Source organism: Streptomyces sp. NPDC048643, assembly GCF_040650615.1.
Lineage (GTDB): Bacteria > Actinomycetota > Actinomycetes > Streptomycetales > Streptomycetaceae > Streptomyces.
Window position 1 is genome coordinate 1 of sequence record NZ_JBEZHO010000081.1, and the last position, 13,122, is coordinate 13,122.

Here is a 13,122-nt window from a genome sequence, read left to right on the forward strand (position 1 = left end):
GAACCCGGAAGCTAAGCCTCACAGCGCCGATGGTACTGCAGGGGGGACCCTGTGGGAGAGTAGGACGCCGCCGAACTATTTTTGAGAAAACCCCCGTACCGGGGATACCGGTACGGGGGTTTTCTGCGTTCCGAGACAATGATCGAGGGGCGGTTTCCGAAAGGAGACCGCCCCTCTTTTTTGTTGTCCGACTTCCGCCGGCACCTACAGTCGGCCCGCGGCTTTCAGGGCGAGGTAGGCGTCTGCCAGGGCCGGGGCCAGATCGTCCGGGGTCGCGTCGACGACGGTGACGCCGCGGCGTCGCAACTGTTCGGCCGTGCGATGCCGTTCTGACTGCGCCTGTGCCGCCGCCGCTGCCTGGTAGACCGCGTCCGTGTTTCCCCGGGCCTTCGCCATGCGGGCGATGTACGGATCGGCGACCGACGCCACCAGAACCGTATGGCGCTGGGTGAGACCGGAGAGGACGGGGAGCAGGCCCTCCTCGACGGGCGCCGCGTCGAGGCTCGTCAGGAGGACGATCAGGGAGCGGCGGGGAGCCGTGCGAAGAGCGATGGCGGCCAGGCCGCGGGCGTCCGTTTCGACCAGCTCGGGTTCGAGGCCTGCCATCGCGTTGACGAGCGATGGGAGGACGTCGCCGGCCGCGCGGCCCTGAACGAGGGCGCGGACGCGGCGGTCGTAGGCGAGAAGGTCGACGCGGTCACCGGCGCGGGAGGCCAGGGCGGCGAGCAGCAGAGCGGCGTCCATCGACGCGTCCAGGCGGGGGGCGTCGCCGACGCGGCCCGCCGAGGTGCGGCCGGTGTCCAGGACCAGGAGGATGTGCCGGTCGCGCTCGGGGCGCCAGGTACGTACGGCGACCGTGGTCTGGCGGGCTGTCGCGCGCCAGTCGATGGAACGGGTGTCGTCGCCGGGAACGTACTCGCGCAGGCTGTCGAACTCGGTTCCCTCACCGCGGGTCAGCACGCTGGTGCGGCCGTCCAGTTCGCGGAGGCGGGCCAGTTTGGAGGGGAGGTGCTTGCGGCTGGTGAAGGGGGGCAGGACGCGGACGGACCAGGGGACCTTGTGGGTGCCCTGGCGGGCGAAGAGGCCCAGGGGGCCGTACGAGCGGATGGTGACGCGGTCCGCCTGGCGGTCGCCGCGGCGCGTGGGGCGCAGACGGGTCGTCACACGGCGGCGTTCGCCGGCGGGCACGGTCAGGTGGTGCCGGGAGGACGCGACCTCGGTGCCCGGCTCCCAACTGCTCGGCGGCCAGGCGTCCCGCAGGTGCGCGCGCAGGGGGCGGCCCGAGGGATTGGTGACGGTGAGGGTGACGTCCGTCGATTCACCGAGGCGTACCGAGGTGGCGCCGGAGCGGGTCAGGCCGAGGCGCCGTACGGGGGCCGCGAGGGCGGCGTCGCAGGCACAGGCCAGGGCCAGCGGGGCGTTCACCGCGAGGATGCCCGTCCAACTCGGTTCCCAGATGCCGACGGGGAGTGCGCCGAGAGCCGCGAGGAGAGCGGCGCGTCCGGTGAACGCCATCAGCGGGGGACGGGGACGTGGGTGAGGATCGCGGTGATGACGGAGTCGGTCGTCACGCCCTCCATCTCCGCTTCGGGGCGGAGTTGGACGCGGTGGCGGAGCGTGGGGAGGGCGAGGGCCTTCACGTCGTCGGGGATGACGTAGTCGCGGCCGGTCAGCCAGGCCCAGGCGCGGGCGGTGGCGAGGAGGGCGGTCGCGCCGCGCGGTGAGACGCCGAGCGAGAGGGAGGGCGACTCGCGGGTGGCGCGGCAGATGTCGACGACGTAGCCGGTGATCTCCGGGGAGACCGCCGTCTTGGCGACGGCGGCGCGGGCGGCCTCGAGGTCGGCGGGGCCGGCGACGGGGCGCAGGCCGGCGGCGCGCAGGTCGCGGGGGTCGAAGCCGTCGGTGTGCCGGGTGAGGACGGCGATCTCGTCCTGCCGGGTGGGCAGAGGGATCGTCAGCTTCAGCAGGAAGCGGTCCAGTTGGGCTTCGGGGAGGGGATACGTGCCCTCGTACTCGACGGGGTTCTGGGTCGCGGCGACGAGGAAGGGCTCGGGGAGCGGCCGGGGGGTGCCGTCGACCGTGACCTGGCGTTCCTCCATGGCTTCCAACAGGGACGCCTGGGTCTTCGGGGGCGTGCGGTTGATCTCGTCGGCCAGCAGCAGGTTGGTGAAGACCGGGCCGGGCTGGAAGGAGAACTCGGCGGTGCGGGCGTCGTAGACGAGGGAGCCGGTGATGTCGCTCGGCATCAGGTCGGGAGTGAACTGGACGCGCTTGGTGTCGAGTTCGAGTGCGGATGCCAGAGCGCGCACGAGCAGTGTCTTGGCCACTCCGGGGACGCCTTCGAGGAGGACGTGTCCGCGGCAGAGGAGGGCGACGACGAGGCCGGTCACGGCGGGGTCCTGGCCGACCACGGCTTTGGCGATCTCGGCGCGCAGGGACTCCAGGGACGCGCGGGCGGTGCTCGCATCCCCGGAATGTCCGGCGTATCCGGCGTTGTCAGTGGTCGGGTCCATCATGAATGGCGTACCTCTCTTGCGAGGGCGTCGAGTTGGTCGGCGAGGGAGATGAGGGCTGCGTCGTCGTGCGGCGGCGGCCCGAAGAGGAGTTGGTGCAGGGCCTGGCCGTCGCCGTCGAGGTGGGCGGACAGAGCGGGGAGCAGGGCCTCGGGCGTGTGTGCCTGGGCCGGGGGGACGCCGACGAGGGGGGCGAGGCGGGTGCGGGTGGTGGAGCGCAGAGCGGTGGCCGCTCGGTCGCGGGCGTTGGCCTTGCGGTAGAGGCGGGCGCGGCCTTCGGCGGTTTCGGAGGCCCGGATCGCCACGGGGAGTCGTTCGGGTACGAGGGGGCCCAGTCGGCGTGCGCGCCACAGGGCGGCCAGGGCTGCCGCGACGAAGAGCTGGAGTGTGCCCCAGAGCCAGCCCGAGGGGAGCAGGTCGAAGAAGCTCCGGTCGCCCGCGTCGGTGGCCGAGATGTCGGAGAGCGAGGGGAGGTACCAGACCAGGTGGGAGCGGGAGCCGAGGAGTTGGAGGGCGAGCGAGGCGTTGCCCTGCTCGTCGAGGCGTTCGTTGTAGAGGATGTCGGGGGCGCCGAGGACGACGGTGTCGCCGCTTCCCGAGCGGGCGGGGAGGCGCAGCAGCGTGGGCCGTCCGTCGCTGGGGTAGCAGGCGTCGGCGTCGCGGGCGGTGGTGGTGTAGCGGACGCCTCCGGTGTCGGCGCCGCCCGCTCGCCGGGCGGCGGGAAGCGTGCAGTCGGGGGAGAGCGTCGAGTCGAAGCTGACGGCGGGGTCGGCGGACACGCCGGGGGCGAGGGTGCCGACGGAGGGTCGGCCCGGGGCGATCAGGACGGTACGGCCGTCGGAGTTCGCCGTCGCCGTGTGCAGAAGGGTCTGCTGACGTTCGGTCAGGAGGTCCGGGGCGGCGATCAGCAGGGTGGTGTCGGGGCCGGCGGCGGCGCGGGCCTGGCCGAGGGTGCTGACCACGCGGGTGGAGACGCCCTGGTCGGCGAGGAGTTCGGTGACGGCCCGGCTGCCGAGGGGGTCGGCGGAGCGTGGGTCGAGGCGGCCGTGCCGGGCGTCCGAGCGGACCAGGGCGATCACGACGGCGGCGACCAGGAGGACGACGAGGGCGAGGACGACTCCGCGCGTGCGGGTCCACACCTGGCGGGCGGTGGGCGAGGCCGAGGTGGGGGTGGAGGTGAGCGTGGCCTCGGTCATGAGGCGGCGCCCTGGCGGGTGGTCGCGGTCGTGTTCTGGTCGCTGTGGGCGCTGTTCGTGAGGACGGGCCTGGCGCGCTCCAGGTCGCGGTCCAGTTCGGTGAGGTGCTGGTACGCGCGCCGGTCGCCGGTGCGGCCGCCGTACGTGACGTCGTCGAAGTCCCGTGCGGCCGCGCGCAGTCGGTCGGTGTGGTCCGGCAGCGTCCGGCTCGCCTCCGCGGCCGCCTCGTCGGCGGTGCGGCCGGGGCGTGGGTCGAGCAGGGCGCGTTCCTCCAGGGAGCGGACGACGGCGCGCATGCGTTCCTGGACGGCCTGGTTCCAGTGGCCCTGGGCTGCGTGGGCCTCGGCCGCGGCGCGGTGTTCCGCGGCGCTTCTCGGGCGGTCGTCGAACAGGGTGGCGGACGGGACGGGCGTGCGGTGCGGGGTTCCGAGGCGCCACCAGAGGGCGCCCAGGACCGCCAGTACGGCGAGGACGATGACGACGAGGCCGAGCGCTCCGCCGGGTGTCGCGGTGGAGGCGGCGCCGAACAGCTTGTCGACCCAGTCCCAGAAGGCGTTCAGGGCGCGCTGGATCAGGCCCGGGTCGTTCTCGTGGTACATCCGCTTGGACAGCTCGCGTCGAGCCGCCTCCCGTGCGGGGTCGCGCGGTGTCGTCACCGGTGGCGCGTCGCCGCGGGCCAGTGCGAGCACGGCTGTGGCACCGGTGTGTGGTCCTGCGAGCACTGCTGTGAAGGCTCCCCCCGCCCCGTTCACCGCATCAGCTCCCCGGTGTGGTGCCGGAGGGCTCGGTGCCGTAGTCGGGCACGCCGGCGGCGCGGGCCAGGTCGAGGTCGAGGGCCTCGCGGCGGATGCGCTGGTCGATGTACAGGAGCACGGTGACGCCCGCGCTGATCGGGAGGGTGAGCATGGAGCCGATCACCGAGCCGATGCCGCTGATGATCAAAAACGTCCAGCCGATGTCGCCGCCGCTGCCGTCGAGCAGGCCGCTGAAACCGTCGCCGCTCAGGGCCGCCGCGAGGAGGGCGAAGGGGATGACGACGATCGACGCGACGATGTTGGCGATGATCGTGGCCAGCAGTTGGATGCCGAAGACGCGCCACCAGGAGCCGCGGACGAGCTTCGCGGAGCGGCTCATCGACTTCACGATGCCCTGCTTCTCCAGCATCAGGGCGGGCGAGGAGAGCGAGAAGCGCACCATCAGCCAGATGGCGACGACGGCCGCGGCGAGGCCGCCGAGGACGGCGAGTGCGGCGCCGGCGTCACCCGAGCCGGCCACGCCGACGAGCACGCCGGGCAGCGTTCCGACGCCGACGATCAGGAGGGCGATGACGGGCAGCAGCAGGGTCAGTCCGGACAGGCGCAGCAGCTGGGGTCGGGCGTCCCGCCAGGCCTCGCCGGTGGTGACCGGTTTGCCGAGCACCGCGCGGCTGGTGACCGAGGTGAGCAGGGCCGTGGCGACGATGGTGCCGAGCAGGGTGATGAGCAGGACGACGCCGGAGCTGAGCATCGTGTCGCCGAGGGCCCGGGTCAGCTCGCCGACGGTGGCGGTCGGGTCGCTGAGGGCGTCGGAGCCCTCGGTGTCGTTCAGGAAGAAGCCCTGGAGCAGGATGACCGCGATCTCCGTGATCACGGCGACGGTCAGCGAGATGCCCAGCACGGTGCGCCAGTAGGTGCGCATCGTGGAGACGGCGCCGTCGAGGATCTCGCCGACGCCGAGGGGGCGCAGCGGGATCACGCCGGGCTTCGCGGCGGGCGGCGGACCGCCCCAGTTGCCGCCCCAGCCGGCGGGGCCACCGGGGCCGCCGTAGCCGTGACCGGGTGCTCCCCAGCCGCCGGGTGCTCCGGGGCCGGGCTGACCGCCGGGGTACTGGCCGCCCCAGCCCGGGCCGGGCGCGGGCGGAGGCGGGGTCTGGGCGGGTACCTGCGGGCCGGGGGCCGACCACTGGGCGGGAGGGGGCTGCTCCTTGGACCACTTCGGAGGCTGCTGGGGCTGGTTCGCACCGGCCGGGTCCGTGGGCTGCTCCGTGGGCTGCGGGGTGCCGGTGGAGTCCGGCTCCTGTCCGTCGGAGGGGGCGGATCCGGGCGACGCCCAGCCCGGAGTGTCGTTCATCGTCGCTCCTTCACGGTGCCCGTTCCGCGGTCGCGGCGGCAGGTTGGCAGCCATCGTGCCACGGCCCGCCCGGCAGGTGACCGGCCCCTGTATGAGCTGGACACCTTCAATTGTCCGCCGGGTACGGGGCAGACTGGGCGGATGGCTGATCACTACGCGCAATCCCGCGAGGACAGCGGGCCGACGGAGATACCCGCGATCCGCTGGCACGAGCCGCCCGAAGGACCTGTCGTGGTCCTTCTCGACCAGACCAGGCTGCCGGCCGAAGAGGTCGAGCTGGTGTGCACGGACGCCCCCGCGCTGGTGGAGGCGATCCGGACGCTCGCCGTGCGCGGGGCACCCCTGCTGGGGATCGCCGGTGCGTACGGCGTCGCGCTCGCCGCCGTACGCGGCTTCGACGTCGGGGACGCGGCCCGGGACCTGGCCGGGGCCCGGCCCACCGCGGTGAACCTGTCCGCCGGTGTCCGCAGGGCGCAGGAGGCGCACCAGGCCGCGTTGTCCGCCGGCGGCGACCAGGAGGCGGCCGCGGCGGCGGCGCTGACCGCGGCGCGGGCGCTGCACCGGGAGGACGCCGAGGCCAGCGCGCGCATGGCCGGGCGCGGTCTGGCGCTGCTCGACGAGCTGTTGCCGGGCGGCGGGCACCGGGTGCTCACGCACTGCAACACCGGGGCCCTGGTGTCGGGCGGCGAGGGAACGGCGTTCGCCGTGGCGCTCGCGGCGCACCGGGCCGGGCAGTTGCGGCGGCTCTGGGTCGACGAGACGCGGCCGCTGCTGCAGGGCGCCCGCCTGACGGCGTACGAGGCCGCGCGCAACGGCATGGCGTACACGCTGCTGACGGACAGCGCGGCCGGCTCGTTGTTCGCGTCCGGAGAGGTGGACGCGGTGCTGGTCGGGGCCGACCGGATCGCGGCCGACGGTTCGGTGGCGAACAAGGTGGGGACCTATCCGCTCGCGGTGCTGGCCAAGTACCACCACGTGCCGTTCATCGTGGTGGCGCCGGTGACGTCGATCGACCCGGACACGCCGGACGGGGCGTCCATCGAGGTCGAGCAGCGACCGGGTCATGAAGTGACGGAGATCACAGCTCCGCAGGTGCCGATGGCGGGCGCGGAGTCGGGAGGCGGTATACCTGTGGCACCCCTGGGGACCCAGGCGTACAACCCGGCGTTCGACGTGACGCCGCCGGAGTTGATCACGGCGATCGTCACCGAAGAGGGCGTTGTGTCGCCCGTGACGGCTGAGGCTCTCGCCGAGCTGTGTGACTTGTCACGCCAGGTAACGATTTAGTTAATGGGATGATGTCGTTTATGAAGGGACGAGTCCTTGTCGTCGATGACGACACCGCACTGGCCGAGATGCTCGGCATCGTGTTGCGTGGTGAAGGTTTTGAGCCGTCTTTCGTAGCCGACGGCGACAAGGCGCTGGCCGCTTTCCGCGAGACCAAGCCTGATCTGGTGCTCCTGGACCTGATGCTGCCCGGACGGGACGGTATCGAGGTGTGCCGCCTGATCAGGGCGGAGTCCGGGGTGCCGATCGTGATGCTCACGGCGAAGAGCGACACCGTCGATGTCGTGGTCGGCCTCGAGTCGGGCGCCGACGACTACATCGTGAAGCCGTTCAAGCCAAAGGAGCTGGTGGCGCGGATCAGGGCGCGGCTGCGCCGTTCGGAGGAGCCGGCACCCGAACAGCTCTCCATCGGTGACCTCGTCATCGACGTCGCCGGTCACTCCGTGAAACGGGAGGGCCTGTCGATCGCGCTGACGCCGCTGGAGTTCGACCTGCTGGTCGCACTGGCCCGCAAGCCGTGGCAGGTGTTCACGCGTGAGGTCCTGCTGGAGCAGGTGTGGGGATACCGACACGCGGCGGACACCCGGCTGGTCAACGTCCATGTCCAGCGGCTGCGCTCCAAGGTCGAGAAGGACCCGGAGCGGCCCGAGATCGTGGTGACCGTCCGTGGCGTCGGTTACAAGGCAGGACCGAGCTGACATGACCCGTGACAGTGCCGCTTCGGCGCCCGCTGAGCAGGGGGAACGTACGGGGCGGCCTGTCGGCCGGAAGATGACGGGCTCCCTCTGGGGACGCCTGTTCGAGGGCGGGCTGCTCCAGGGCGGAGTCCAGGGCAGCCCGGTCCTACGGCTCCTCATGCGCTGGGTGCGCCGTCCGCTGCTGCCCGTGATGCGGCTGTGGCGGCGCAACATCCAGCTCAAGATCGTCGTGACGACGCTGCTGATGTCGCTCGGCGTCGTGCTGCTGCTCGGCTTCGTCGTGATCGGGCAGGTCCGCAACGGCCTGCTCGACGCCAAGGTGAAGGCCTCGCAGAGCCAGGCCACCGGCGGTTTCGCGGCGGCCAAGCGCGGGGCCGACTCGACGGTGACGGCGAACGGCGACGACGGTGTGGCCGCGACCGGCCGGTCGTCGAAGAACGTCAGCCAGTGGATGACCGATCTCATCGTGTCCCTGTCCAGCGGTGGCCAGGGCGCGTTCGACGTCGTCACCCTCAACTCCACCCCCTCGGGCGACAACGGCGCGGGGCTCGCACCGCGCGGTTCGGGGCGCGTCGACCCCACGGTGAGCGTGCCGGAGAACCTGCGCGCCCGGATCGACAGCAGCAGTGCCGCCCAGCAGAGCTACACCCGGGTCGTCTACAAGGACGGCCGCGCGTCCCAGCCCGCTCTGGTCATCGGCAAACAGCTGAGCGACCCCAACGGCGACGCGTACCAGCTGTACTACCTCTTCCCGCTGACGCAGGAGGAGAAGTCGCTGAGCCTGGTCAAGGGGACCCTCGCGACGGCCGGGCTCTTCGTCGTGGTCCTCCTCGGGGCCATCGCCTGGCTCGTGGTGCGCCAGGTCGTCACACCGGTGCGGATGGCGGCCGGGATCGCCGAACGGCTCTCCGCCGGACGCCTCCAGGAACGGATGAAGGTCACCGGCGAGGACGACATCGCGCGGCTCGGCGAGGCCTTCAACAAGATGGCGCAGAACCTCCAGCTGAAGATCCAGCAGCTGGAGGACCTGTCGCGGATGCAGCGCCGGTTCGTCTCCGACGTGTCGCACGAGCTGCGGACGCCGCTGACGACCGTCCGGATGGCGGCCGACGTCATCCACGACGCCCGCGAGGACTTCGACCCGATGACCGCGCGGTCGGCCGAACTGCTCGCCGACCAGCTGGACCGCTTCGAGACGCTGCTCGCCGACCTGCTGGAGATCAGCCGGTTCGACGCGGGCGCGGCGGCCCTGGAGGCCGACGCGATCGACCTCAGGGACGTCGTCCGACGGGTGGTCGGCGGAGCCGAGCCGCTCGCCGAGCGCAAGGGCACCCACATACGGGTCGTCGGTGACCAGCAGCCGCTGATAGCCGAGGCGGACGCCCGGCGGGTCGAGCGCGTGCTGCGCAACCTCGTGGTCAACGCCGTGGAGCACGGCGAGGGCAAGGATGTCGTCGTCAAGCTCGCCGCGGCGGGCGGAGCGGTCGCGATCGCCGTCCGTGACTACGGCGTCGGGCTCAAGCCCGGCGAGGCGACCCGGGTCTTCAGCCGCTTCTGGCGGGCCGACCCGGCACGCGCGCGCACCACCGGCGGTACCGGCCTCGGGCTGTCGATCGCCCTGGAGGACGCGCGGCTGCACGGCGGCTGGCTGCAGGCCTGGGGCGAGCCGGGCGGCGGTTCGCAGTTCCGGCTGACCCTGCCGCGGACGGCCGACGAGTCGCTCCGGGGATCGCCGATACCGCTGGAGCCCAAGGACTCGCGACGCAACCGCGGACTCGACGACGCCGGCCTGCCGCACGGCGGTGGTGCCAAGCTCGCCACGGTGCCCGTGCAGCAGCCGGTGGGCGGGACCACGCCGCAGCGGGGGCCCATAGCGCCCCGCCCGGCCGGGTCACCGACGGCCGACCCGACGGCGCTGCCGGGCAACGGCTCGCGCGTGGTGCCCCGGCCCACCGGGTCCCTGAGACGCCAGGAAGAGACGTCCGGGGGCGGCCGTGAACAGGCCGGCTCGGAGCAGGACAGTCGGCAGGCCGGGCCGGAGCCGGAGCCGGAGCCGGAGCCGGGGCGGGACGGCGGGACGTCGGAGGAGCTCGGACATGGGGAGGTATTCCGTGGGCGCTGACCGCGGGGGGAGCGGCGTCCGCGGACGCCGTCCGGTGCGCGTCATGGCGTACGCGAGCTGTGGGGCCCTGCTGCTGGCAGGGTGCGCGTCGATGCCGGACAGCGGAGATCTGCGGCAGGTGGAGTCCACACCGCGACAGGACTCCCAGGTCCGCGTCTACGCCATCCCGCCGCGTTCCGGCGCCTCGGCGGACGAGATCGTCCAGGGCTTCCTGGAGGCGCTCACGAGTGACGACGCGAACTACGAGACGGCCGGCAAGTACCTCACGGACGGCGCCCGCAAGACGTGGGACCCGTACGACTCCACCACTGTGCTCGACGACGCGCCGGACCCGGTGATGGTGCCGACGGACACGAAGGACGGCACGCGTGACGTCCGGTTCCGGCTGAACGGCAGCAAGGTCGCCGGCGTGGACGAACGGCACGCCTACGAACCGGCGGCCGGCTCGTACAACGAGTCGGTGCGCCTGACGAAGCTGAAGAACAAGCAGTGGCGCATCGACGCCCTGCCGCAGGGCGTGGTCATGGGCTCGTCCGACTTCCAGCGCAACTACGTCTCCGTCAACAAGTACTACTACGCGTCGAACGGCACCTCCGGGGCCGGCCGGCCGCTGGCGACGGTCGCGGACCCCGTCTACGTGCGCGCGCAGGTGGACCCGATGACTCAGATCGTGCGGGCGCTGCTGCGGGGGCCCACGAAGTGGCTGGACCCGGAGGTCACGTCGAGCTTCCCCACGGGCACGGACCTGAAGAGCGCCGACACCTCCCTGTCGACCGACGACCGCAACAGGGTGACGGTGCCGCTGAACGGCGAGGCCGACCACGTCGGGAACGCCCAGTGCGAACGGATGGCCGCCCAACTCCTGCTCACGCTGACGAACCTGACGCCGACCGGCGTCGAGGAGGTGGAGCTGCAGAGGTCGGACGGCTCGCAGCTGTGCGTGCAGACGAAGGGACAGGCCGCGGGAGTCGCCTCGCACGGGACGGGCCGGCAGTCGGAGGACCAGTACTTCATCGACCACGAGCAGCGCCTCGTGCGGATGGACGGCGGCGACCGCGACAAGAAGCCCGAGCCGGTGCCGGGGGCGCTCGGCGAGGGTGTCAAGAAGCTGCGGGCGGCCGCGGTGTCACGGGACGAGACCACCGCTGCCGGGGTGTCCGCCGACGGCCGGAACCTGTACGTCGGGTCGCTGGTGTCGGGCGGTTCGCTCGGCGAGCCGGTGCTGCGCAGCCAGGGCAGTACCCCGGCCGACCGGTTGACGACGCCCAGCTGGGACGCGCGGGGCGACCTGTGGGTGGCCGACCGCGACCCGAAGAAGCCTCGCCTGCTGTTGCTGCGCAAGGGTGCGGGCGAGCCCGTCGTCGTCCAGACGCCGTTGGTCGACGGGCGCATCGAGGCGGTGCGGGTGGCCGCCGACGGGGTGCGGATCGCGCTGATCGTGGAGAAGGACGGCAAGAGCTCGCTGCAGATCGGGCGCATCGACCGGTCCACGGGGGACGAGCCGGTCGGCGCCGACGTCGTCAGCACGCGCGCCGTGGCTCCCCAGCTGGAGGAGGTCACGGCCATGTCCTGGGCCGGTGACAGCCGGCTCGTGGTGGTCGGCAGCGAGAAGGGCGGTGTGCAGCAGATGCGCTACGTCCAGGTCGACGGGTCCACCCCGCCGGCCACCGCGCCGTCCGCGCTCGCCAACGTCAAGGAGATCGCCGCGTCCGAGGACGAGACGCTGCCGCTGATGGCGCAGTCGGAGACGGACGGGATCGTGCGGCTGTCGGCGGGCGAGCAGTGGCAGAAGATCGTCCAGGACGGAACGGCACCGATCTATCCCGGCTAGTCGGCGAGGTTCTCGGGAGTGGGCCCGTCCGGTTCTCCGGGCGGGCCCGCCGGCGTTCCGGGGCTGTCCTCCGGTGCTCCAGGTCCGTCCGCCGGCGTCCCTGGGGCTGTCCGCGCGGCGTGCGCGCGTCCCTCCAGTCCCCTCCGTCATAGCCGGGCACGAACGGGCCGCGGAGTTGTCCACAGGCAGTTGTCCACAGGGGTGGCCGAGCGGGCCGGGCGTTGGCACAGTGGTGGCCATGCGGGGGTGGTGGCAGGACCTCACGGATCTGGTGCTGCCGGCTGAGTGCGGAGGCTGCGGAAGGCCTCGCGCGGTGCTCTGTGCCGAGTGCCGTGCCGTCCTGATCGGGGCCGCGCCGTGCCGGGTGCGGCCGGTGCCGGAACCGGCCGGGCTGCCGCCGGTGCACGCGGCCGCCCCCTACGCGGACGAGGTGCGGGCGGCGCTGCTCGCTCACAAGGAGCGCGGCGCGCTGGCCCTGGCGGCGCCACTGGGCGCGGCTCTGGCCGGGGCTGTGCGGGCCGCTCTGGAGGCGGTGCGACGTCCCGGTCCGGCCGGGCGGCCCGTGGCTTCCCAGGGGTGGCTGAGGCACGGGAAAGGCGAAGCGGGGTGCGAGCGGGAGTGGCAGGAACACGGTGGCGAGGGCGCCCGCAGGACGGGGCCGGCGGACAGGCCCGTCCTCTTGGTGCCCGTGCCGTCGGCGCGGCGGGCGGTCCGGGCCCGTGGACACGATCCGGCGCGGCGGATCGCGCTCGCGGCGGCCGGTGAGCTGCGACGGACGGGGACGCCCGCGCGGGTGCTCGGTGTCCTGCGGCAACGGCGGCCGGTGGCCGACCAGTCGGGGCTGAACTCCCGGCAGCGGCTGGACAATCTGGCCGGTGCGCTGGAGGTCGTGGCCGGCGGCGCGCGGCTGCTGGCCGAGGGAGGTCGGGTGGTGCTGGTGGACGACCTGATGACGACGGGTGCCTCGTTGACGGAGGCGGCGCGGGCGCTGCGCGTGGCACGGGCGGCGGCGGAGGGCGTGCACTCGGCGAGAGAGAGGCTGGAACTACCGGAAGTGGACGGGCGAATCGTGGGTACAGGGCAGGTCAGAGGGACGCACGGTGACATGGTCTGTTCGGCCGTGGTCGCCGCACCACCGGACGCTTTCGAAATAAACCGGAACTGACGGAGAACTTGCATCGTTGCAGGTAATGACCCGGTCAATTCACCTGAACGGAGGTACGCCGCAGTAGAGGGTGACGTCATCCGTCCGGGCGAGATATGTTCGGTTGTGAGGCAATGGCGCAGGCCGGGCCTCGCGCACCCGAATGCCGTGCCGCGGGTTTTTCCGAATCACCCGCATCGGTGGGGTGGAGATCTTGTCCTC

The 13,122-nt window shown here is 72.6% G+C and carries 10 protein-coding genes and 1 rRNA gene; 6 read left to right on the forward strand and 5 right to left on the reverse strand.

Annotated features, from left to right (window positions below; translation table 11 throughout):
- Positions 1-76 (forward strand): 5S ribosomal RNA (gene rrf, locus AB0C62_RS40415); the annotation flags it as partial.
- A 128-nt stretch (positions 77-204) separates the two neighbouring features.
- Here rrf and AB0C62_RS40420 read toward each other — a convergent pair.
- The 5 genes from AB0C62_RS40420 to AB0C62_RS40440 are packed head-to-tail and all read right to left on the reverse strand — an operon-like array spanning position 205 to position 5,818.
- Positions 205-1,515, reverse strand: coding sequence for a DUF58 domain-containing protein (locus AB0C62_RS40420; protein ID WP_362982074.1), 1,311 nt, complete (start codon positions 1,513-1,515; stop codon positions 205-207).
- Positions 1,515-2,513 carry a MoxR family ATPase gene (locus tag AB0C62_RS40425; protein ID WP_362982107.1) on the reverse strand — a complete coding sequence of 333 codons (999 nt, stop codon included), beginning with the start codon at positions 2,511-2,513 and terminating at the stop codon, positions 1,515-1,517. Before AB0C62_RS40425 ends, AB0C62_RS40420 begins: the two co-directional genes overlap by 1 nt.
- Positions 2,513-3,709 carry a DUF4350 domain-containing protein gene (locus tag AB0C62_RS40430; protein ID WP_362982076.1) on the reverse strand — a complete coding sequence of 399 codons (1,197 nt, stop codon included), beginning with the start codon at positions 3,707-3,709 and terminating at the stop codon, positions 2,513-2,515. The genes AB0C62_RS40425 and AB0C62_RS40430 overlap by 1 nt, the downstream gene beginning before the upstream one ends.
- A complete protein-coding gene (locus tag AB0C62_RS40435) occupies positions 3,706-4,431 on the reverse strand; it encodes a DUF4129 domain-containing protein (RefSeq protein ID WP_362982078.1) in 726 nt (241 codons plus the stop codon). The genes AB0C62_RS40430 and AB0C62_RS40435 overlap by 4 nt, the downstream gene beginning before the upstream one ends.
- A gap of 34 nt (positions 4,432-4,465) precedes the next feature.
- A complete protein-coding gene (locus tag AB0C62_RS40440) occupies positions 4,466-5,818 on the reverse strand; it encodes a hypothetical protein (protein WP_362982080.1) in 1,353 nt (450 codons plus the stop codon).
- 141 nt (positions 5,819-5,959) lie between these two features.
- Here AB0C62_RS40440 and mtnA point away from each other — a divergent pair, with 141 nt between their 5' ends.
- From mtnA to AB0C62_RS40465, 5 genes are all read left to right on the forward strand, one after another.
- Complete coding sequence (gene mtnA / locus AB0C62_RS40445; RefSeq protein WP_362982082.1) at positions 5,960-7,105, forward strand: S-methyl-5-thioribose-1-phosphate isomerase; 1,146 nt, start codon at positions 5,960-5,962, stop codon at positions 7,103-7,105.
- An 8-nt stretch (positions 7,106-7,113) separates the two neighbouring features.
- Positions 7,114-7,803 carry a two-component system response regulator MtrA gene (mtrA, locus tag AB0C62_RS40450; protein WP_193791570.1) on the forward strand — a complete coding sequence of 230 codons (690 nt, stop codon included), beginning with the start codon at positions 7,114-7,116 and terminating at the stop codon, positions 7,801-7,803.
- Between the two features lies 1 nt (position 7,804).
- Complete coding sequence (gene mtrB / locus AB0C62_RS40455) at positions 7,805-9,925, forward strand: MtrAB system histidine kinase MtrB (protein WP_362982084.1); 2,121 nt, start codon at positions 7,805-7,807, stop codon at positions 9,923-9,925.
- Positions 9,900-11,756: an LpqB family beta-propeller domain-containing protein gene (locus AB0C62_RS40460; protein ID WP_362982086.1), complete on the forward strand. Its 1,857-nt coding sequence runs from the start codon at positions 9,900-9,902 to the stop codon at positions 11,754-11,756. Before mtrB ends, AB0C62_RS40460 begins: the two co-directional genes overlap by 26 nt.
- Positions 11,757-11,994: 238 nt before the next feature.
- Positions 11,995-12,921, forward strand: a complete 927-nt coding sequence (locus tag AB0C62_RS40465) for a ComF family protein (protein WP_362982088.1) — start codon at positions 11,995-11,997, stop codon at positions 12,919-12,921.
- Positions 12,922-13,122 lie beyond the last annotated feature (201 nt).

What these genes read in the sequence shown, in the direction of transcription:
- mtrA (WP_193791570.1), top strand. Translation starts at nt 7,114, where the DNA reads ATGATGTCGTTTATGAAGGGACGAGTCCTTGTCGTCGATGACGACACC.
- AB0C62_RS40420 (WP_362982074.1), bottom strand. Translation starts at nt 1,515, where the DNA reads ATGGCGTTCACCGGACGCGCCGCTCTCCTCGCGGCTCTCGGCGCACTC.
- mtrB (WP_362982084.1), top strand. Translation starts at nt 7,805, where the DNA reads ATGACCCGTGACAGTGCCGCTTCGGCGCCCGCTGAGCAGGGGGAACGT.
- mtnA (WP_362982082.1), top strand. Translation starts at nt 5,960, where the DNA reads ATGGCTGATCACTACGCGCAATCCCGCGAGGACAGCGGGCCGACGGAG.
- AB0C62_RS40440 (WP_362982080.1), bottom strand. Translation starts at nt 5,818, where the DNA reads ATGAACGACACTCCGGGCTGGGCGTCGCCCGGATCCGCCCCCTCCGAC.
- AB0C62_RS40430 (WP_362982076.1), bottom strand. Translation starts at nt 3,709, where the DNA reads ATGACCGAGGCCACGCTCACCTCCACCCCCACCTCGGCCTCGCCCACC.
- AB0C62_RS40465 (WP_362982088.1), top strand. Translation starts at nt 11,995, where the DNA reads ATGCGGGGGTGGTGGCAGGACCTCACGGATCTGGTGCTGCCGGCTGAG.
- AB0C62_RS40425 (WP_362982107.1), bottom strand. Translation starts at nt 2,513, where the DNA reads ATGGACCCGACCACTGACAACGCCGGATACGCCGGACATTCCGGGGAT.
- AB0C62_RS40460 (WP_362982086.1), top strand. Translation starts at nt 9,900, where the DNA reads ATGGGGAGGTATTCCGTGGGCGCTGACCGCGGGGGGAGCGGCGTCCGC.